At 73.9% G+C, this 19,229-nt stretch carries 17 protein-coding genes; 10 read left to right on the top strand and 7 right to left on the bottom strand.

Annotated features, from left to right (window positions below; all coding sequences use genetic code 11):
- Nucleotides 1-411, bottom strand: a complete 411-nt coding sequence (locus EJC51_RS08900) for a CoA-binding protein (RefSeq protein ID WP_126270569.1) — start codon at nt 409-411, stop codon at nt 1-3.
- Nucleotides 412-673: 262 nt separating this feature from the next.
- On the opposite strand from EJC51_RS08900, the gene EJC51_RS08895 reads away from it, so the two are divergent.
- The 6 genes from EJC51_RS08895 to EJC51_RS08870 all read left to right on the top strand — a co-directional run bounded on the left by EJC51_RS08895 (nt 674) and on the right by EJC51_RS08870 (nt 7,405).
- Complete coding sequence (locus tag EJC51_RS08895; protein ID WP_207924940.1) at nt 674-1,432, top strand: hypothetical protein; 759 nt, start codon at nt 674-676, stop codon at nt 1,430-1,432.
- Nucleotides 1,429-1,971 (top strand): SixA phosphatase family protein, encoded by a 543-nt coding sequence (locus EJC51_RS08890; RefSeq protein ID WP_126270568.1) that lies wholly within the window; start codon nt 1,429-1,431, stop codon nt 1,969-1,971. The genes EJC51_RS08895 and EJC51_RS08890 overlap by 4 nt, the downstream gene beginning before the upstream one ends.
- Nucleotides 1,968-2,399, top strand: a complete 432-nt coding sequence (locus EJC51_RS08885; RefSeq protein WP_126270567.1) for a DUF6210 family protein — start codon at nt 1,968-1,970, stop codon at nt 2,397-2,399. The genes EJC51_RS08890 and EJC51_RS08885 overlap by 4 nt, the downstream gene beginning before the upstream one ends.
- A gap of 76 nt (nt 2,400-2,475) precedes the next feature.
- On the top strand, nt 2,476-3,102 hold the full coding sequence (locus EJC51_RS08880; protein ID WP_126270566.1) for a YigZ family protein: 627 nt from the start codon (nt 2,476-2,478) through the stop codon (nt 3,100-3,102).
- Nucleotides 3,103-3,153: 51 nt separating this feature from the next.
- Nucleotides 3,154-4,317, top strand: coding sequence for an exonuclease SbcCD subunit D (locus EJC51_RS08875; RefSeq protein ID WP_126270565.1), 1,164 nt, complete (start codon nt 3,154-3,156; stop codon nt 4,315-4,317).
- Nucleotides 4,318-4,390: 73 nt separating this feature from the next.
- A complete protein-coding gene (locus EJC51_RS08870) occupies nt 4,391-7,405 on the top strand; it encodes an AAA family ATPase (protein ID WP_126270564.1) in 3,015 nt (1,004 codons plus the stop codon).
- On the opposite strand, the gene EJC51_RS08865 is transcribed toward EJC51_RS08870, so the two are convergent.
- Entirely contained in the window at nt 7,373-7,819 is a 447-nt protein-coding gene (locus EJC51_RS08865) for an Lrp/AsnC family transcriptional regulator (RefSeq protein ID WP_126270563.1), read from the bottom strand. The two genes, EJC51_RS08870 and EJC51_RS08865, sit on opposite strands and share 33 nt — an antisense overlap.
- Nucleotides 7,820-7,975: 156 nt before the next feature.
- Between EJC51_RS08865 and EJC51_RS08860 the strand changes: the two genes are divergently transcribed.
- The 3 genes from EJC51_RS08860 to EJC51_RS08850 all read left to right on the top strand — a co-directional run bounded on the left by EJC51_RS08860 (nt 7,976) and on the right by EJC51_RS08850 (nt 10,029).
- Nucleotides 7,976-8,461: a rhodanese-like domain-containing protein gene (locus EJC51_RS08860; protein ID WP_126270562.1), complete on the top strand. Its 486-nt coding sequence runs from the start codon at nt 7,976-7,978 to the stop codon at nt 8,459-8,461.
- Nucleotides 8,462-8,598: 137 nt separating this feature from the next.
- Nucleotides 8,599-9,117, top strand: coding sequence for an immunity 21 family protein (locus EJC51_RS08855; protein ID WP_126270561.1), 519 nt, complete (start codon nt 8,599-8,601; stop codon nt 9,115-9,117).
- 78 nt (nt 9,118-9,195) lie between these two features.
- Nucleotides 9,196-10,029: an SDR family oxidoreductase gene (locus EJC51_RS08850; RefSeq protein ID WP_126270560.1), complete on the top strand. Its 834-nt coding sequence runs from the start codon at nt 9,196-9,198 to the stop codon at nt 10,027-10,029.
- A gap of 31 nt (nt 10,030-10,060) precedes the next feature.
- On the opposite strand, the gene EJC51_RS08845 is transcribed toward EJC51_RS08850, so the two are convergent.
- Together EJC51_RS08845 and EJC51_RS08840 are read right to left on the bottom strand one after the other, a co-directional pair.
- A complete protein-coding gene (locus EJC51_RS08845) occupies nt 10,061-11,746 on the bottom strand; it encodes a DUF885 domain-containing protein (RefSeq protein ID WP_126270559.1) in 1,686 nt (561 codons plus the stop codon).
- A gap of 33 nt (nt 11,747-11,779) precedes the next feature.
- Nucleotides 11,780-12,271 (bottom strand): Lrp/AsnC family transcriptional regulator, encoded by a 492-nt coding sequence (locus EJC51_RS08840; protein ID WP_059198292.1) that lies wholly within the window; start codon nt 12,269-12,271, stop codon nt 11,780-11,782.
- Between the two features lie 60 nt (nt 12,272-12,331).
- Here EJC51_RS08840 and EJC51_RS08835 point away from each other — a divergent pair, with 60 nt between their 5' ends.
- Complete coding sequence (locus EJC51_RS08835; protein WP_126270558.1) at nt 12,332-13,534, top strand: trans-sulfuration enzyme family protein; 1,203 nt, start codon at nt 12,332-12,334, stop codon at nt 13,532-13,534.
- Here the strand turns inward: EJC51_RS08835 and EJC51_RS08830 are convergent.
- From EJC51_RS08830 to EJC51_RS08820, 3 genes are all read right to left on the bottom strand, one after another.
- The gene (locus EJC51_RS08830; protein ID WP_244362567.1) at nt 13,531-14,925 is read right to left on the bottom strand and encodes a GNAT family N-acetyltransferase; all 1,395 of its coding nucleotides are present in this window, start codon (nt 14,923-14,925) and stop codon (nt 13,531-13,533) included. The genes EJC51_RS08835 and EJC51_RS08830 overlap by 4 nt on opposite strands.
- A gap of 126 nt (nt 14,926-15,051) precedes the next feature.
- Nucleotides 15,052-17,688, bottom strand: coding sequence for a DUF7824 domain-containing protein (locus tag EJC51_RS08825; RefSeq protein WP_126270556.1), 2,637 nt, complete (start codon nt 17,686-17,688; stop codon nt 15,052-15,054).
- Nucleotides 17,685-19,157, bottom strand: coding sequence for an SWIM zinc finger domain-containing protein (locus EJC51_RS08820; RefSeq protein WP_126270555.1), 1,473 nt, complete (start codon nt 19,155-19,157; stop codon nt 17,685-17,687). The genes EJC51_RS08825 and EJC51_RS08820 overlap by 4 nt, the downstream gene beginning before the upstream one ends.
- Nucleotides 19,158-19,229: the final 72 nt, after the last annotated feature.

Below are 19,229 nucleotides of genomic sequence, written 5' to 3'. Positions count from 1 at the left end.
TCAGTCCCGCAGCCGGGGAATCTCGATCGCCGGGCAGCGGTCCATCACCATGTCGAGACCCGCCGCACGCGCACGCTCGTACGCCGCCTCGTCGATCACGCCGAGCTGGAACCAGACCGCTGCGGCGCCCTTGGCGATCGCCTCGTCGACGACGGGGCCGGCGAGGTCGCTGTTGACGAAGACGTCGACCACGTCCACGTCGAAGGGGATGTCGGCGAGTGAGGCGTAGCCCTGTTCGCCGTGCACGGTCTCCGCTTTCGGGTGCACGGGCACGATCCGCTTCCCGTAGCGCTGGAGCACCTCGGCCACGCCGAACGCCGCGCGCCCCCGGTTCGTGGACAGTCCCACCACGGCCCAGGTGTCGCCGCTCTCGGTGAGGATCTTGCGGACCGTCGCTTCGTCTCCGTACACCGTGGGTCTCCTGGAGGGTCTCAGCCGCTGTGACGACCAGCACAACAGTGCACCGCCCCCGCTGATTCCCCACGATGCCGGAGTACGACGTCCCGCGCGCACCGCTTGTCCACGGGCCCACGCACCCCTTGTCCACGGGCCCACGCACCCCTTGTCCACGGGCCCACCCACCCCTTGTCCACGGGCCCACGCGCGGCGCCATCCTGTCCGGAATCCGCGCCACCTGCCTGCGGACGGCCACAGTCCCGCCTACGCTCACCCCGTGCTGCGCATCATCGACGCCCGAACCGGCGAGCCCGTCGAGGCCGCCCCCGCCCGCCGTGGCCTGACCCGTGTCGAGGCGCACGTGCCCGGCCTCGACGGCACCGCCCTGCGGGTACTGCTCGTCGCCGACACCCTCGTACGCGCCCTCGAACTCGGCGGTACGCCGGTCTGGGCGCTGCTCGACAGCGCGCAGCGGCGGTCCGAGGTACGGGCGGCCGCCACGGCGCTCGGCGTCCGGCCCTTCGAGGACGGCCGGGAGGCCGGAAGGGGCCTCGGCGGGGCGCAGGCCGTCCATGTGGTGGCTGAGGACAGCGCCGCACCGGACCCGGACGGAATCAGGCTGGCCGTCGCCGCCGTCGAGGGGCCGGTGGAGGGCGTGGCCGGTGCGGTCGGGGCCGTCGACCGGCTGGTGGAGGGGGCCGAGCCCGATGTACTGCGGCTCGCCTTGCTGTCCCAGCGTCGGGGGCAGCCGGCGCGGCTCGACGAGGCCGCCCTCCAGGACGCCCACGACACCCTCGTACGGTGGCGTCGTGCCGTCGCCGGCTGGGCGCGCGAGCCGTCCCGGCCGGTGCCCGACGAGGTGCGCGGAGAGCTGCGCACGGCCTGGGAGGACGACCTCGACGTACCCGGCGTCCTACGAGTCCTGCGGTCGGTCGAGACCTCCGACCTCCCGGCCGGCGCCCGCTTCGAGACGTACGCCTACGCGGACCGGCTCCTCGGTCTCGAACTCACCCGCGACATCGGCGCGTTCGCATGATCGCCCGCGCCGGAGCCGGTCCGCTGCGCCGCCTCGTCGTGCTGCGCCACGCGAAATCCGCCTGGCCGGAGGGCGTCCGCGACCACCAGCGCCCCCTCGCCCCGCGCGGTCTGCGCGACGCCCCCGCGGCGGGCCGGGCGCTCGCCGAGGCCGACTGCCTGCCCGACCTCGCCCTGTGTTCCACCGCCGTACGCGCCCGGCAGACCTGGGACCTGGCCTCGGCCCAGTGGGGCACCCCGCCCCCGGTCCGCCACGACGCCCGGCTCTACGGCGCCGAGGTGCCCGAACTCCTGGAGGTCGTGCACGAGGTGGCCGCCGAGGTCGAGACGCTGCTGCTGGTCGGCCACAACCCCGGCCTGGAGGACCTCGTCCTCGACCTCGCCGGCGACGGCCTCGACGACAGCCTGGACACGGTCCGGGTGAAGTTCCCCACGGCGGCCATCGCCGTCCTGGCCTGGCGCGGCACGGCCTGGGAGGCCCTCGCCCCGGGCACGGCCTTGCTGACGGCGGTCACGGTGCCCCGGGGGAAGAGGAAGTGAGCAAGCGGTATGTGTTCCTGGACCCGGACGGCAGCGGCGCCGATCGCGGCTGGGCCTTCGTGGTCGTGGCGGCACCGACCGGCGTGGTCTACCAGACCCAGGGCGGCGGCTTCGGCTGCGTCCCGTACGAGCAGGAGGGCTATCTCGTCCCCCTGTTCGGACGGGACCTCGACGAGGACCTGAAGGCGATCTTCGTGGGCGAGCTGAAGGGGCAGGGCGCACGCGGCCTGGAGTGGCCGGCGCCGCTCCTCGACCGGCTCCGGGACGCGGTCGCGCAGCTCCGGGTCTACGGCTCGGCGAACCGCGACGACACCTGGCCCGCCGCCCTCGCCCTGGACGGGTCCCGGCTGGCCGAGGCCGACGAGGCGTGGGTGCCGGTGCTGACCCCGGACGGGCCGGGGTATCTGGCCTGGGAGAACTCCGACTGAGCCCGTGGGCATGGCCTGCGGGACTCCGGCTGAGCCGGCCCACAGCCCTGCCCTGGCCACGGACTAGGCTGGCCCGATGCAGGACGAGTACCGCACAGTCGCCCGCGCGGGCGTGCACGAGACCGAGGTCAACCGTTCCCGCTTCCTGTGCGCCCTCGCCCCGGCGGCCACCGAACAGGAGGCCCAGGACGTCATCGCGGCCGTCCGCAAGGAGCACGCCGACGCCACCCACAACTGCTTCGCCTACGTCATCGGCGCCGACGGCGCGATCCAGAAGGCGAGCGACGACGGCGAACCGGGCGGCACCGCCGGCGTCCCCATGCTCCAGATGCTGCTGCGCCGTGACATGCGGTACGTCGTCGCCGTCGTCACCCGCTACTACGGCGGCGTCAAGCTCGGCGCCGGCGGCCTCATCCGCGCGTACGGAGGCGCGGTCGGCGAGGCCCTGGACACCCTCGGCAGCATCACCCGCCGCCGCTTCCGTCTCGCCACGGTGACCGTGGACCACCACCGCGCGGGCAAGCTCCAGAACGACCTGCGCTCCACCGGCCGCGAGGTCCGCGACGTCCGCTACGGCGAGGCGGTCACGATCGAGATCGGCCTCCCGGACGCGGACGTACCGGCCTTCGAGGCATGGCTCGCGGACGCGACCGCCGGGACGGCCGGGTTCGAACTGGGTGGAGAGGCCTATGGAGATGCCTGACATGCAGGTAACCGCCCGTGTTGTCAGACCCGGCCGTTAGTCTCGGGGATCATGAGACTGCTGCACACTTCCGACTGGCATCTCGGCCGGGCGTTCCACCGGGTCAGCATGCTCGGGGCGCAGGCCGAGTTCATCGGCCGGCTCGTCGCGACCGTGCGTGAGCGCGGCGTGGACGCCGTGGTCGTGTCGGGAGACGTGTACGACCGCGCGGTGCCGCCGCTGGCCGCGGTCGAGCTGTTCGACGACGCCCTGCACCGACTCGCCGACCTCGGGGTGCCGACGGTGATGATCTCCGGCAACCACGACTCGGCGCGTCGGCTCGGGGTGGGCGCGGGCCTCATCGACCGCGCGGGCATCCATCTGCGGACCGAGCCGGCGGCGTGCGGGACGCCGGTGGTGCTGCGGGACGCCTTCGGTGACGTGGCCTTCTACGGTCTGCCGTACCTCGAACCGGCCCTGGTGAAGGACGAGTTCGGGGTGGAGAAGCCCGGGCACGAGGCCGTGCTCGCCGCCGCCATGGACCGCGTCCGCGCCGACCTCGCCACACGCGCGCGTGGCACCCGCTCCGTCGTCCTCGCGCACGCGTTCGTGACGGGCGGCGAGGCCAGCGACAGCGAACGGGACATCACGGTCGGCGGGGTCGCCGCCGTACCGTCCGGCGTCTTCGACGGCGTCGACTACGCGGCCCTCGGGCACCTGCACGGCTGCCAGACCATCACCGACCGCGTCCGCTACTCCGGCTCCCCACTGCCGTACTCCTTCTCCGAGGCCGACCACCGCAAGACGATGTGGCTCGTCGACCTCGACGCCGAGGGCGCGGTGACCGCCGAGCGCGTCGACTGCCCGGTGCCGCGTGCGCTGGCCCGGCTGCGGGGGACGCTGGAGGAACTGCTCGCCGATCCGGGACTCGCCCGGCACGAGGAGGCGTGGGTCGAGGCGACCCTCACCGACACCGTCCGCCCCGCCGACCCCATGGCCCGCCTCACCGAGCGCTTCCCGCACACCCTCAGCCTCGTCTTCGACCCCGAGCGCGCCCCGGACGACCCCGAGGTGTCCTACGCCAAGCGGCTCGCGGGGCGCAGTGACCAGGAGATCGCGGAGGACTTCGTGGCCCATGTGCGGGGGGCGGGCCCCGACACGGACGAACAGGGCGTGCTGCGGGACGCGTTCGACGCGGTGCGGGCGGACGAGGCGGTCAAGGAGGTCGCGCGGTGAGGCCGGCGCGGGCTGACGGCGGGGGAGCGGGGCCGGTGCGGCTGCGCCGGCCGAAGACGGGGGAGGGCGCCCGGTGAGGCTGCACCGGCTGGACATCACGGCCTTCGGGCCCTTCGGCGGTTCCCAGAGCGTCGACTTCGACGAGCTGTCCGTCGCCGGCCTCTTCCTGCTCCACGGACCGACCGGCGCGGGCAAGACCTCCGTCCTCGACGCCGTCTGCTACGCGCTGTACGGCTCCGTCCCCGGTGCCCGCCAGTCCGGCCAGGGCCTCACCCTGCGCAGCGACCACGCCGCCCCCGGCACCCGCACGGAGGTGCGTCTCGAACTGACCGTCGCCGGACGCCGGTTGGAGATCACCCGGCAGCCGCCCTGGGAGCGCCCCAAGAAGCGCGGCTCGGGCAGCACCCTCGACAAGGCCCAGAGCTGGCTGCGCGAGTACGACGCCCGGACCGGCTCCTGGAAGGACCTCAGCCGCTCCCACCAGGAGATCGGCGAGGAGGTCACCCAGCTGCTCGGCATGAGCCGCGAGCAGTTCTGCCAGGTCGTGCTGTTGCCCCAGGGCGACTTCGCCCGCTTCCTGCGCGCGGACGCCGAGGCGCGGGGCCGGCTGCTGGGCCGCCTCTTCGACACCCATCGCTTCGCCGAGGTCGAGAAGCGGCTCGCCGAGCGCCGCCGCGCCACCGAGGCACAGGTCCGCGACGGGGACACCGAACTGCTCGCCGACGCCCACCGCATGCAGCAGGCGGCGGGCGACGCGATGGCCCTGCCGGGCGCCGCTCCCGGGGAGCCCGGTCTCGCCGACGCCGTCATGAGCGCCGCCGCCGTCGCCCGCAGCACCGCCCGCGAACAGCTCACCATCGCCCACAGCCGGCTCACGGCCGCCGAGTCCGCGCAGGCCGCCGCCGAGCGCGCGCTGACCGACGTACGCGAAGTGGCCCGGTTGCAGCAGCGGTTCGCCGAGGCGCGGCAGCGGGCCGCGCTGCTGGAGGAGCGGTCCGAGGGCTACCGGCAGGCGCTGGCGCGCATGGAACGGGCCCGCAAGGCCGAGGCCGTGGCACCGGCGCTGGAGCTCAGGGAGGCCGCCGACGCCGAGCACCGCCGGGCGGACGCGGCCCGGGCACGCACGCGTGCCTCGCTGCCGGACGCCTTCGCCGACGCCGGCGCGGCCGGGCTCGCGTCCGCCGCCCGCCGGGCCGCCGAGGAGCTGGGCGGGCTGGAGTCGGCGCGCCGTGCCGAGCAGCGGCTGGCCGACCTGGTCGCGGAGCGGGCCGGCCTGGACCGGCAGGAGCGTGCCGACGACGACGTGCTGCGCGAGGCGGACGACTGGCTCGCCGGCTGGGAGGCGACCCGCGCCGCGCTCCAGGCCCGCATCGACTCCGCCCAGGAGGCGGCGACCCGGGCCGAGCAGCTCGGCGTGCAGCGGGAGCCGGCGCAGAGGCGGCTGGGCGCGGCGCGGCTGCGGGACCAGCTGGCCGGCGACACCGACACCGCCGCCGAACAGGTCCGCCTCGCCCAGGCGGACGCGCTGGCGCTCAAGGCCCGTTGGCTGGACGTCAAGGAGCAGCGGCTGAACGGCATCGCCGCCGAACTCGCCGCCCAGCTGACCGACGGAGAGCCCTGCGCGGTCTGCGGGGCGACCGAGCACCCGGCCCCGGCCCGCAAGGACGCCGGGCATGTCGACCGGGAGGCGGAGGAGCGGGCGCTGGCCGCCTACCAGCGGGCCGAGGAGCGGCACAGCGAGCAGGAACGGCGCCTGGGCACCGTACGCGAGGCACTCGCCGCCGCCACCGCGGAGGCCGGTGACGCCTCCACCGAGCAACTCGCCGAAGCGGCCGAGGAGTTGGAGCGGCTCTACGCGCAGGCCCGGCACGCCGCCTCCGTGCTGCACCCCGCGCACGAGGAGCTGCGCCGCGCCGAGCAGGAGCACGAGCGACGTACCGCCGTCCGCCAGGAGGCCGCGGTGCGCGCCGCCTCCCGCGTCGGCCGCCGGGACCGACTGGACCGTGAACGGGTCGCGCTGGAGGAGGAGTTGGCGCAGGCCCGCGGCGCCCTGGACAGCGTCGCCGCGCGCGCCGCCCAGCTGGAGCGGCAGGTCAGACTGCTCACCGACGCCGCCGACGCGGCCCGCGTCGCCGAGGACACCGCGCAGCGGCTCAAGGACGCCGACGCCCGGCTGGCCGACGCCGCGTTCCGGGCCGGGTTCGACACCCCGCAGGCCGCGGCCGAGGCGCTCCTCGACGACGCGGCCCACCGCGACCTCCAACGGCGGCTCGACGACTGGCAGGCGCAGGAGGCCGCCGTACGGGCCGTCCTCGCCGAGCCCGACACCGCGGCCGCCGCCCAGCAGCCGCCCGCCGACCTCGCCGTGGCGGAGCAGGCCGCCGCCCTCGCCGCCCAGCGGGTCCGCGACGCGGCCTCCGCGTGCGACGCCGCCGCCCGGCGCTGCGCCGACCTCGACCGGCTCTCCGCGCGCGCGGCCGTCTCCGTGCGCCGCCTCGCCCCGCTGCGCGAGGAGTACGACCGGGTCGCCCGCCTCGCCTCGCTCACCGCGGGCACCTCGGCGGACAACGAACGCAAGATGCGCCTGGAGTCGTACGTGCTGGCGGCGCGGCTGGAACAGGTGGCCGCCGCCGCGACGGTCAGGCTGCTGCGGATGTCCTCGGGCCGCTACACCCTCGTGCACTCCGACGACCGCGCCGGACGCGGCCGCAGCGGGCTCGGGCTGCATGTCGTCGACGCCTGGACCGGACGGGAGCGGGACACGGCCACGCTGTCGGGCGGCGAGACGTTCTTCGCCTCGCTCGCCCTGGCCCTCGGCCTCGCGGACGTCGTCACCGACGAGGCGGGCGGGGTGCGGCTCGACACGCTCTTCATCGACGAGGGCTTCGGCAGCCTCGACGACCAGACCCTCGACGAGGTCCTCGACGTGCTCGACTCGCTGCGGGAACGGGACCGCAGCGTCGGCATCGTGAGTCATGTCGCCGACCTGAGACGGCGTATCCACGCCCAGTTGGAGGTCGTGAAGGGGAGGGCCGGCTCGTCCCTGAAGGTGCGCTCAGCGGCCCAGCGGGCGGCGCGGCAGGGGTGAGGAGTAGACGACGCTCGTCGTCACCGCGCCCAGCGAGCCGATCTTGCCGGACACCTCCTCCAGGTGCCGCATCGACCGCGCGGCGACCTTGATGACGAAGCAGTCGTCGCCCGTGACGTGGTGCGCCTCCAGGATCTCCGGCGTCGCCTCGACCAGGTCGTGGAACGGCTTGTAGTTGCCGTTCGGATAACGCAGCCGCACGAACGCCAGGATCGGCAGCCCCAGCCGGTCCGGGTCGACGACCGCCGCGTACCCCTGGATCACGCCCGCCTCCTCCAGTCGGCGCACCCGTTCCGTGACCGCGCTCGCGGACATGGAGACGGCGCGGGCGAGCTCGGCGAAACTGGCCCTGCCCTCCCGCTGGAGGACATCGAGGATGCGCCAGTCGGTGGCGTCCGGGGAAAACTCGGTCATGCCGGAGAGATACCAGGGGAATCACCGGCGGATCAAGTGGAACGCCGGGGATCGCCACTTCAGGGAGATGATCGTCCGACGTAGATTTCTGGGTGCGGGGAGGGCGACGAGGCCCGACGAGAAGTCCCGCGCGTCTTGTCAGGGAAAGGCCCGAGCATGAGCAGCGTCAGCACGAACACCGTCAACCCCGTCCTGCGGGTCGCCCCCGCGGCCCCGGCCGAGGCTGCCGCCTACTTCCGTGCGAGCCTCGTCTTCCACGCCGACGTCTCCGACGTCGCCGCCGCGCTCTCGGCCGAGGGCGACCCCGGCTTCGTCGTCCTGGACTCCCGCTCCACCGAGGCCTGGGACCAGGGCCACATCCCCGGCGCCGTGCACCTGCCGACCGCCCTCATCCCCGAGCAGGCCGAGCAGCTCCTCGACAAGTCCGTGCCGGTCGTGACGTACTGCTGGGGCCCGGGCTGCAACGGCGCCACCCGCTCGGCGCTCGCCCTCGCCGAACTCGGCTACCAGGTCAAGGAGATGCTCGGCGGCTTCGAGTACTGGGCGCGCGAGGGCTTCGCGTACGAGACCTGGGAGGGCAGGCGGACCCGCGAGGCCGACCCCCTGACGGCGCCGGTGGACGCGGAGAACTGCGGCTGCTGAACGGGGCTACGGCGCCGCGTCGGCCGTTGCCGAACGGGACCGCGGCGCGACGGTGCGAAGCCGCTGCTGAATGGTGGATTCCGGATCTTCCCGTGAACGGCGACGCGCACTGTCATGTACCAGGTAGATTCCGCGCCATGGTGCGATACGCGGAGCCGGGCGCGGCGGAGTGGGTGGAGTCGGGCGGCGGGCCGCTCATAGCGGTCCCGGAGACCGTGCTGCCGTTCTGGGCCGGCGCCGACGGCGACGAGACGGCCTCGGACTACGACCGGGCCTGCGAGGTCGACGGCTACGTCGGCCTGCTGCCCGTCGGCGACAGCGTGGCCCTGGTCCTCGGCGACGAGCCCGCCTCCACCACGTATCTGCCGGACCGCGGCGTCTTCGTACGCTGGTCGGCGGCGGAGTCGGAGGAGCAGCTGCTCGCCGAGGTGCCGGCGGCGCTCGACGCGGCGGTGTGGGGGCCGGAGGTCGCCTGGAACGTCCCCGGTCCGGTGCTGTTGTTCGACGCCGCCTGGCCGGGGACCGACTCGCTGCGCACCGACCACGTCTGGATCGCCCTCGACCCCGGCCGCTACGCGGTGCGCGCGGCACATGTGCGGCCCGGACCGGAGACGTGGCTGGGACTCGTCCAACTGCGGCCGCTCGCGCACGGATAGCGACGCGGGCACCCCGGCGCATGGACGGCCGGGAAAATCCCGTGCGCCACACGAAACGCTTCCCCATCATGGTCGTCCATGCCCCGCCTTCCCCACCCCACCCCCGAAGAACTCCGCCGCGACCCCCTGCCCCTGCGCGGCCGTACCGCCCTCGTCACCGGCGCCAGCAGACGCGGCGGCATCGGCCACGCGGTGGCCCGACGGCTGGCCGCCTACGGGGCGAGCGTCTATCTGCACCACCATGTGCCGCACGACGCCGCCCAGCCCTGGGGAGCGGACCGCCCCGAGGACGTGCTCGCCTCCGTGCGGGGAGCGCTCGGCGATCCCGAGGCGCGGGTCGTGACCGGACCCGGTGACCTCACGGAGCCCGCCGCCCCGGCCGAACTGATCGCCACCGCCGCCGACGCGCTCGGCGGCCGGCTCGACATCCTGGTCGCCAACCACGCCCTGAGCGGCGGCGACGGCACCCTCGACGAGATCGACGCGGCCATGCTGGACGCGCACTGGGCGGTCGACACCCGCTCGGTGCTGCTGCTCGTACAGGCTTTCGCGCGGCAGCGGGTCGGCGTCTCGGGAGGCCGGATCATGATGATGACCTCCGGCCAGGACATCGCCGGAGGCATGCCGGGCGAGATCGCCTACGCGCTCCAGAAGGGCGCCCTCGCCTCCGTCACCCGCTCCCTGTCGACGACGCTCGCCGAGCAGGGCATCACCGTGAACACCGTCAACCCGGGCCCGGTGGACACGGATTACCTGACCGGCGAGGTGTACGAGGCCGTCGCAGCCCGCTTCCCCGCCGGACGCTGGGGGATGCCCGACGACCCGGCCCGCCTCATCGCATGGCTCGCGACGGACGAGGCGGGCTGGATCACGGGGCAGGTGATCGACTCGGAGGGCGGCTTCCGGCGCTGAGCTCTACAGCTGTGGCAGCTCAGCCCAGCCCTTACAGCTGCGCCAGCTCGTCGACCAGGTCGTCGAGGCCCAGCGAGCCCTGCGACAGCGCCGCCATGTGCCAGGCCTTGAGGTCGAACGCGTCGCCGTGCCTCTGCCGGGCCTTCTCGCGGCCCAGCAGCCAGGCACGCTCGCCCAGCTTGTAGCCGATGGCCTGGCCGGGGATCGTCAGATAGCGGGTCAGCTCGCTCTCCACGAAGTCCGCCGGCCGGCTGCTGTGCGCGCCGAAGAACTCCTGGGCCAGCTCCGGCGTCCAGCGCTCGCCCGGGTGGAAGGGCGAGTCGGCCGGGATCTCCAGCTCCAGGTGCATGCCGATGTCCACGATCACCCGCGCCGCCCGCATCATCTGCGCGTCGAGGTAACCGAGCCGCTGCTCCGCGTCCGTGAGGAACCCGAGCTCGTCCATCAGCCGCTCCGCGTACAGCGCCCAGCCCTCGGCGTTGGCGCTCACGATGCCGACCGTGGCCTGGTAACGGGAGAGGCTGTCGGCGATGTGCACCCACTGCGCCAGCTGGAGGTGATGGCCGGGGACCCCCTCGTGGTACCAGGTGGACACCAGGTCGTAGGCGGGGAAGCTGGTCTGGCCCATCGTCGGCAGCCAGGTGCGTCCAGGCCGGGAGAAGTCCTCCGACGGGGGCGTGTAGTACGGCGCCGCCGCACCGCCGGGCGGGGCGATCCGCGCCTCCACCCGCCGTACCCGCTCGGCCAGTTCGAAGTGCGTGCCGTCCAGCGACTCGATCGCCTGGTCCATCAGACCCTGCAACCACGCACGCACTTCGTCGACGCCGTCGATGCGGGTGCCGTGCTCGTCGAGGTGCTTGAGCGCCACCCACGGCGTCTCGGCCCCCGGCAGGATCTTCTCCGCCTCCCGCTTCATCTCGCCCAGCAGCCGGTGGAACTCGGACCAGCCGTACGCGTACGCCTCGTCCAGGTCCAGGTCCGTGCCGTTGAAGTAGCGCGCCCAACGGGCGTAGCGCTCCCGGCCGACGGTGTTCGAGGCGCCCTCGATCGTCGGCGCGTACACGTCCCGCATCCAGTCCCGCAGCTCCACGACTGCCGCCGTCGCGGCGCGCGCGGCCTCGTCCAGCTCGGCGCGCAGCGCCTCCGGGCCGTCCGCCGCGAAGTCCTCGAACCAGCCGCGCCCCTCCCCGGTGTCCGCCCACTCCGTGAGCTGTTCGACGAAGGTGGCGGTCGGCCGCGGCGCCGCGTACAGCTTGCGCTCCAGACCGAGCGCGAGGGACTCGCGGTACCCGGCGAACGCGGCCGGCACGGCCCGCAGCCGCTCGGCGATCGCCGCCCAGTCCTCGTCGGTCTGGCTCGGCGTCACCGTGAACACCTCGCGCACCGAGTGCGCGGCCGTCGCCATGTTGCCGACCGAGCGCAGGCCTTCGTCCGCCTCGTGCACGGTGAGTTCCGCGGTGAGCCGCTCGCGCAGCAGCCGGGCGCAGCGCCGCTCGATGTCACTGTCCGCGCCGGGCTGCCGCTCGGCCTCGTCGAGGCGGGCGAGCGTGGCCCGTTGGAGCTCGGCGAGCTTCTCCTGGCCCGCGGGCGAGGTGTCGGGAAGGCGGTTCGAACTCTCCTTCACGCCGAGGTAGGTGCCGGTGACCGGGTCGAGGGCGATGAGGGCGTCGACGTAGGCGTCGGCCACCTCACGGGGCAGGCTGTTGGTCTGTGACATGCGGTCCATCCTCGTACGAGGGGACGCCGCACGTCACCCGGATTGAGCCGAGGGCGTAGGCGGGAGCAGCGGCCCGCAGTCCCACTGCTGGAAGATCAACCGGGTCTCCACCCGGGCCACTTCGCGATGGGCCGTGAACTCGTCGAGGACGAGCCGCTGTAGATCCGTCATGTCCGCGACCGCGACATGGACGAGGTAGTCGTCGGGCCCGGTCAGATGGAAGACGGTCCGCGACTCGGGCAGCGCCCTGATCCGCTCGACGAAGGGCCCCACCAACTCCCGCCGGTGCGGCCTGACCTGCACCGACAGCAGTGCCTCAAGGCCGCGCCCGAGCTTCGCGGGGTCCAGCCGCAGCTGATGGCCGAGGATCACCCCGGCCCGGCGCAGCCGGGTCACCCGGTCCAGACAGGTCGACGCCGCGACCCCCACCTGGGCGGCGAGGTCGCGGTAGGTGGTCCGGGCGTCGTTCTGCAACAGCCGCAGAAGATGAAGGTCCACCGGATCCAGTACGACAGATTCGGCCATGGCCCGAACGTAACACGGTGTTCAACCCCGCCGACCCGTTCGGTGTTCACCCTGTCCCGCATGGAGACGACGCCTGTGCCCACCAGAGCCCTGGCCACCGAGGCCGTCCACGCCGGCCGCGACGACCTCGCCCGGCAGGGACTGCACGCCCCGCCCATCGACCTGTCGACCACCTACCCCTCGTACGACAGCCGCGCAGAGGCCGCCCGGATCGACGCCTTCGCCGCCACCGGCGCCGACCCGGACGGCCCGCCCGTCTACGGCCGCCTCGGCAACCCGACCGTCGCCCGCTTCGAGACCGCCCTGGCCCGCCTGGAAGGCACCGAGTCCGCGGTCGCCTTCGCCAGCGGCATGGCCGCGCTGAGCGCGGTCCTTCTGGTACGGGCCTCGATGGGCCTCCGCCATGTGGTCGCCGTCCGTCCCCTCTACGGGTGCAGCGACCATCTCCTCACCGCCGGCCTGCTCGGCTCCGAGGTGACCTGGACGGACCCGGCCGGCATCGCCGACGCCCTGCGCCCCGACACGGGCCTGGTGATGGTCGAGTCCCCGGCCAACCCGACGCTCGCCGAGGTGGATCTGCGCGCGGTCGCCCACGCCTGCGGCACGGTCCCGCTCCTCGCCGACAACACCTTCGCCACGCCCGTCCTCCAGCGCCCGGCGCAACAGGGTGCCCGGCTGGTGCTGCACAGCGCCACCAAGTACCTCGGCGGCCACGGTGACGTGATGGCGGGGGTGGTGGCCTGCGACGAGGAGTTCGCCGGCCGGCTCCGCCAGGTCCGCTTCGCCACCGGCGGCGTCCTGCACCCGCTGGCCGGCTATCTCCTCCTGCGCGGCCTGTCGACGCTCCCGGTCCGCGTCCACGCGGCCTCCGCGACCGCCGCGGAACTGGCCCGCCGCCTCGCCGCCGACCCGCGCGTCGCCCGCGTCCACTACCCGCGCATCGGCGGCGCGATGATCGCCTTCGAGGTCCACGGCGACCCGCACGAGGTGATCGCGAACGTCCGCCTGATCACCCCGGCGGTGAGCCTCGGCAGCGTCGACACCCTGATCCAGCACCCGGCGTCGATCAGCCACCGCATCGTGGACGCCGACGACCGCCGCAACGCCGGGGTGAGCGAGGGCTTGCTGCGGATGTCGGTGGGCTTGGAGGACGTAGAGGATCTTTGGGCGGATCTTGACGGCGCCCTTGGGGTGACGTCCCTCAGGGGTGCGGGGAACTGCGCGACCAGCGACAGGGCACCCGCGCCCGCGATCCGTCACTAGCCCCTACGGCGCTCGGGCGAACCCGCGCTCACCTGCTCCGCAACACCCTCCGGAGCCAGCCGCGCGGTGATCACCAGGGTCCCCTCCTCGATCTGGTAATCGAGGGGGAGGCCCAGATCCCGCATCGCCGCGACCATGCCTGTGTTGGACGACTGAGTCACCGCGTACACGCTCTCGCACCCGGCCTCACCGGCCATCCCCACCAGCCTGCGCATCAACTCGCCCCCGATCCCACGCCGCTGCCACTCGTCCTCGACGAGCAGCGCCACCTCGGTCTCGTCCCCGTCCCACAGCAGATGGCCGAGCCCGACCAGCCGCCCCGACGTGGTCTGAACGGCCAGCGTCCGCCCGAACCGCGGACTGAGCAGATGGTTCAGATACCGGTCCGCGTCACCGACCGGCCCGTGATAGCGCAGCGACAACGTGCGCGGGCTGCACCGCTCGTGCATCGCCTTCGCGGCTTCCAGATCCCCGATGTCCGCCCGCCGCACCGTGATGTCGTTGCCCTCGGGCAGCGTCAGCACGTCCTGGCTGTGCGGCACGCGCGGTCCGAGGACCGTGTCCAGCTCGACCAGCGCCCGCGCGCGGGCGAACTCGGTCGGGGTGAACGGCAGATACGGCCGCTCCACGGTGATCACTCCGCCTTCCGGTGCCCGCAGCTTCATCACGGTGTCCTCAAGCACCCCTTCAACAGGCACGCCCTCCGGACCTCGGCCCCCTCCGGCCGGCGTGCCGGGAAGCGACCTGATGGTGCACCGGCCCAGCAACTGCCGCAGTGCCAGGGGAAGTTCCGCGGCGTCGAGCGCGGTACGGGTGGCGAGCCCGAGCACCCGCGTCGGCGCGTCGACCAGGTCGTGGGCGTCGGCCCGCTCGATCCACGTGCCGGCACCGCCGGCCTGAGCGATCGCCCGGGTGATCTCCGCCGCCGACAGCTCGCCGGGCGCCCGCAGCAGGAACTCGTCCACCGTGCCCTCGGCCAGCGGGTGCGTCTGGAGGCTGAGAATGTCGACCCGGTGGCCGGCGAGGGCCGTGCACAGCGCGGCCAGCGACCCCGGTTCGTCCTTCACCGTCGTCCGCATCCGCCACAGCACGCTCTCCCCGGTGTCGGCGGACGGCCCGGCCTGCGCCTCCGTGGAGGGCGGCCGGGCATCGGTATCGCTCACCGGCGGCGCGTGACCGTGGTGGCGTGCCCACCATGTGTGGAACGCCGCCGTGGCGACCAGCACGACCGCCGACACCAGCAGCAGCTCGGGACCGTCGGGGCCGTGCCCGATCACATTCGCGAGGGCGTCCGCCACCGCGACCGCCGTGAACAGTGCTGCCAGTTCGATGACGTCCCGGCGCCAGTGGTGGACCGGACGTCCATGCTTCGCACGCGTCACATCAGACATTTCTCGACTCATGCAGCCACTGTGAAGGAAGGGTGTTGCGTGATCACGAACGCTTTGTGACCGGGCGGTAAAGACTGGATCTGGGGTTTTTGTCGCATTCCTTACTGTTCTTTCACGCCTGTTCTGTCACGCCGCCTCCTCGGCCAGCGCCCCCTGGAGCCGCCGGGCCTGCGTCACCAGCCGGGACGACCCGCGGCGGGCCGCCGCCCCGGCGAGATGCGGCAGCTCACCCCGCGCTCCGGACCGCTCGGCGCACTCCGCGGCCACCGCCAGCAGCTCCCCGAGCCCCCGGGCCCTGGCGGCCGGTCCGTCCGCACCGCCGGCCGCGAGGTCGCCGAGCAGCAGCGGCAGGGTGTGGCGCAGCATGCCCCAGATCGTGGCGTTCGCCCCCGTCGCGGCCGCCGTGCGCAGCGAGTCGGCCAGTCGCAGCGGCTTCACCACTCCGTCCCGCACCATCTGCCCGAGGTCGGTGCCCAGCAGTGCCGCGTCGAGCTGCTCCCGCGCCGCGAGCACCAGCAACGCGTCCACCGCGGCGAGCCGGTCCTCCTCGTGTCGGGCGCCGAGCCCGTAGGCCACGCACAGGTGGACGGCGTCACCCGCCTCGCCGCCGGACTCGGCGAGCAGGGGGAGTACGGCCGCGGCACCGCGGGTGTCCTCGACGGCGACCGTGGAGAGGTCGCGGAGCATCCGGGCGGCGACGAGCTCGCGGCGCTCGGGGAGCAGGGCGAGCCAGTGCGGACGTATCGAGTAGTCCCAGTGGTAGCAGTACCAGCGCTCCCGGTAGACGCTCACCGGCTGCCCCAGCGGCCGGAACTCGCGCGGGAAGTCGTCCTGGAGCTCCTCGAGTTGGTCGAACTCGACCAGAACGCGGGCGTGGGCCGTGCGGCGCCAGCCGACCGGGAGCTGCGGGCCGCCGGAGGTGAGCCAGCGGGCCAGCTCGGTGCCTTCCGGGGTGCCGAGAGCTGCCGCGCGCTCTGCCGCCGCTGCCGCCACCGGGTCCCCGCGCCGTACCCGCAGCAGCGCCTGCGCGAAGTCGGCGTCCGAGGGCCGGGCGCCCAGCCGCCGGTAATCGATCAGGCGCTCCACCAGGTCCGCCGGTTCCAGGAGACCCGTGCTCCAGGTCGGCGTGGACAGCAGGAACGGCAGCGGGTCGGTCCGCATCCGGTACGCCACCTCGGCGATCCGCGCCTGGAAGGCACGGTCCAGGGCGCTGTGCACACAGGTCTGCCCCGTCGTCCCCTGGGTGACGGCCGCGTGGAGGGCTGCCGTCCGCACCTTGCCCAGCAGCGAGGCGAGCACGAGATGGAGATGGGTGAAGTTGGTGAAGTACGTGTTCTCCTCGACGCGTTCCTCATTGGCGGTGACCCACCACAGCCGCGCCACGGCCGGGCCGAGCGCCTCGACCAGGGCCTCCCGGTCGTCGTGGGCGTGACGCACCAGCCCGTCCAGGGTGCGCTCGAACGCCGCCACGTCATCGCCGGTCACCAGCAACGCGCCGACCTCCTCGGCGAGTTCGGCCACCGACTCCGGAGCGGGCGCCAGCCGCACGGGCTCCGGCACCGGGGGCAGCACCTCCTCGTACACCACCGGCCCCGTGGCCGCCGGGGTCGCGCCCAGCGAGGCGACCGCCCTGGCGTGCAGCGTCGGGATCAACTGCTCTGCGGCTAGCGCGAGTTCGCTTCGCGCGCCGGGGCCGGCCTTCTTGAGGTGCCGTTCCACCAGCTTCAGCGCCCGCTCCTGGATGTCCGAGTCCTCGTGCCCGAAGGCCTGCGCGGCCGCGGGGAGCAACTCGTCGGCCGTGGCGGTGTCGCGCGCCATGACCTTGCCCAGCAGGACGAGTTGGGCGCGGACGAGCTTCTTCTCGGCGCGGAACAGCACCGCGCCCGACATCTCGGCCAGCTGCCGCGCCGACAACTCGCCCTCCAGCGCGAGGCCGCCCAGCACCGACTGCGCGTACCCGGCCACCACCGAGGGGGCGTCCGCGGCCAGCGCCAGCCACTCCGCCGTGCGCTCCCGCTCCTCGTCGCGGGTGAGGGCGAGGGCCTTGAGGAGTCGCAGGAATCCCCGGTGATCGGCGGCGGATCCGCCCCGCAGCAGCCGGGACACGCACGCCTGGACCGTCGCCGCGCGCTCCAGCGCGCCCTCGGTGGTGAGCTGGGCCAGCGCCCCGGTCCAGCTGTCGGGGCCCTCCTCGGCCGGCCATTGCAGGGTGCCGCCGATGTCGTCCGTCTCGAACAGCGCGGCCACCAGCTGCGGGAGATGCGGATCCTTGCGGAGCCGGCCGAGCAGGGTGTCCCCGCGCTGCCAGGCACTGCCGATGTTCCGGACCCAGCCCTCGACATAGGCCGGTGTCGTCGGGACCCGGCAGGCCGATAGCCGGACCAGGCCCGCCATGAGCTCGTACGGCACCCGCGCACTCGGCGGGCGCTGGGCGAGCCGGTGCACCACATCGGCGAGCCAGTCGGACTCCCGGTCTGCCAGGACGTCGATCAGCACCGCCGGGGGCGCCTGCCACCAGCGCATGTCGGCGGACGCCAGCCAGTTCGCCACGGCGGCCGCACCGGTCTGACAGGCCGCCCCCGCCACCTGGAGCGAGGGGTAGGCGCGCCTGGCCTGCGCATTCCACCGATCCGCCCGCAGTTCCCTGCGCAGTTCCTTCAACTCCGGCAGGAACGCCCGTCGTTCGGCGTCCGTCATCCCGTCCAGCAGGCCCGGCAGCTCACCCATCCGGCCCGCCCGCACCGCCGCCATCAACGCGCTCATCGCACACCCCCGTCGCCCCGCACCGTCTCCCGACCCGCCGCGGCAGCCCGCTCCACCGCGGCACCCCGCTCCACCGCGGCACCCCGCTCCACCGCGGCACCCCGCTCCACCGCGGCACCCCGCCGCACCATCCGCACGGCCAGCGCGTGCTTGCACGGACCGCGCCCGCCCCGGTACTTCGCCCACCACACACAGCTGCACGTGAACACCCCCGCCGTGTCCCGTACCCGGTGCACATGGCCGTCCTCCGCCGTCACCGTGCCGCCCGCGCCGTCCAGCGCGACCGAGCCCGCCGCCACCAGGGCCCGGGCCGAACGCAGCCGGGGGTTGTGACGCTCGACGCGCTCGGCGTCGTAGGGCAGTTCGCGATGGAAGTAGGCCGCCTCCGCCGTGTCGTACCCGACGCGGCCCGAGGTGCCGAGGCGTATCAGGGCTGCCCGGACCCGCTCGGCCGTGAGGCCCGCCGCCGCGGCGAGGTCGGCCACGTCGATCCGGGGCTCCCAGGCCAGGAGGACCGAGATCAGCTCCGCGTCCTCGGCGGCCTCGTCGCCGGCGAGCGCTTCCAGGACGCCGCCCTCGCCGGAGAAACCGCGCGAGGCGTCGGGAGACAGGGTGAGGGTGAGCCGCATGCCCGGCAGGACGGCCTCCCAGGCACTGGCCGTCGCGTCGGCCCCGGTCACCACCGTGGGGCCGTACACCCGCAGCGTGGTCGCGTGCCGGAGCACCCGCTGGAGGGCGATCAGCCGCTCCGGGCCCGGCAGACAGACCGCACCCGGCACCGCACGGGTCGTCGGACGCAGCGTGCCGCCCGCCGGCACCACCCAGCGCGGGCCGCCGCTCCGCGCCGCGGCGCGCGGCAGCGAGCGCAGGAACCGCACGGTCTCGGCGGCGGACAGCTCGGCCCGCAGGTCGAAGCCCGCCGCGATCACCTGGGCCTCCGCGAAGCCCCGCAGCCAGCGGTCGGGGAGCGGCACCTTCTTCTCCACGACCGGACCGTCCAGCGTGGTCACGGCCAACTCCTCGGGCCCGACCCGCAGATGGAGCGGATCGTCCGCGCCGATCCGCGACAGGGCCTCGCGCAGGGGGTTGTTCACGTCGACGTTGGTCGTGCCGTGCCCGACCTCGCCGCCGTCGAGGCCCGCGTCGAGGACGTCCAGGCGGGCGTACACCCCGCCGCAGCCCGAGAAGGACTCGAAGCGCAGCCGGTCGCCGTTGCCCGTCACCACCGGGTCGAGCGAGGCGCGCAGCTGCCGCTGGTAATAGCGGGCCGCCGCCACGTCGGCGACCGCGAGCAGACCCGCGGAGGCCACCTGAGGCGACGTCAGGAAGCCGGTGAAGAACCGCGGATGGTCCGCCATGCCCGCGGGGGTCGCACCCCGCGAGGTCTCCAGTCCCAGGCGCTGGGCACCCGCCGCGGACTCCAGCGCGGAGGGTCGGCGATAGGCCACGGCCTGCAAAGATCGCGTCATGGAAAAACCGTAGAGGCGACCACTGACAATCGGCTCTGACCTGCGAAAACGCCCTGCGGGAGCGGGAGTTGC

The sequence above is a fragment of the Streptomyces aquilus genome (assembly GCF_003955715.1).
GTDB classification, from domain to species: Bacteria; Actinomycetota; Actinomycetes; order Streptomycetales; family Streptomycetaceae; genus Streptomyces; species Streptomyces aquilus.
This window is presented reverse-complemented; position numbering and strand designations above follow the sequence as displayed.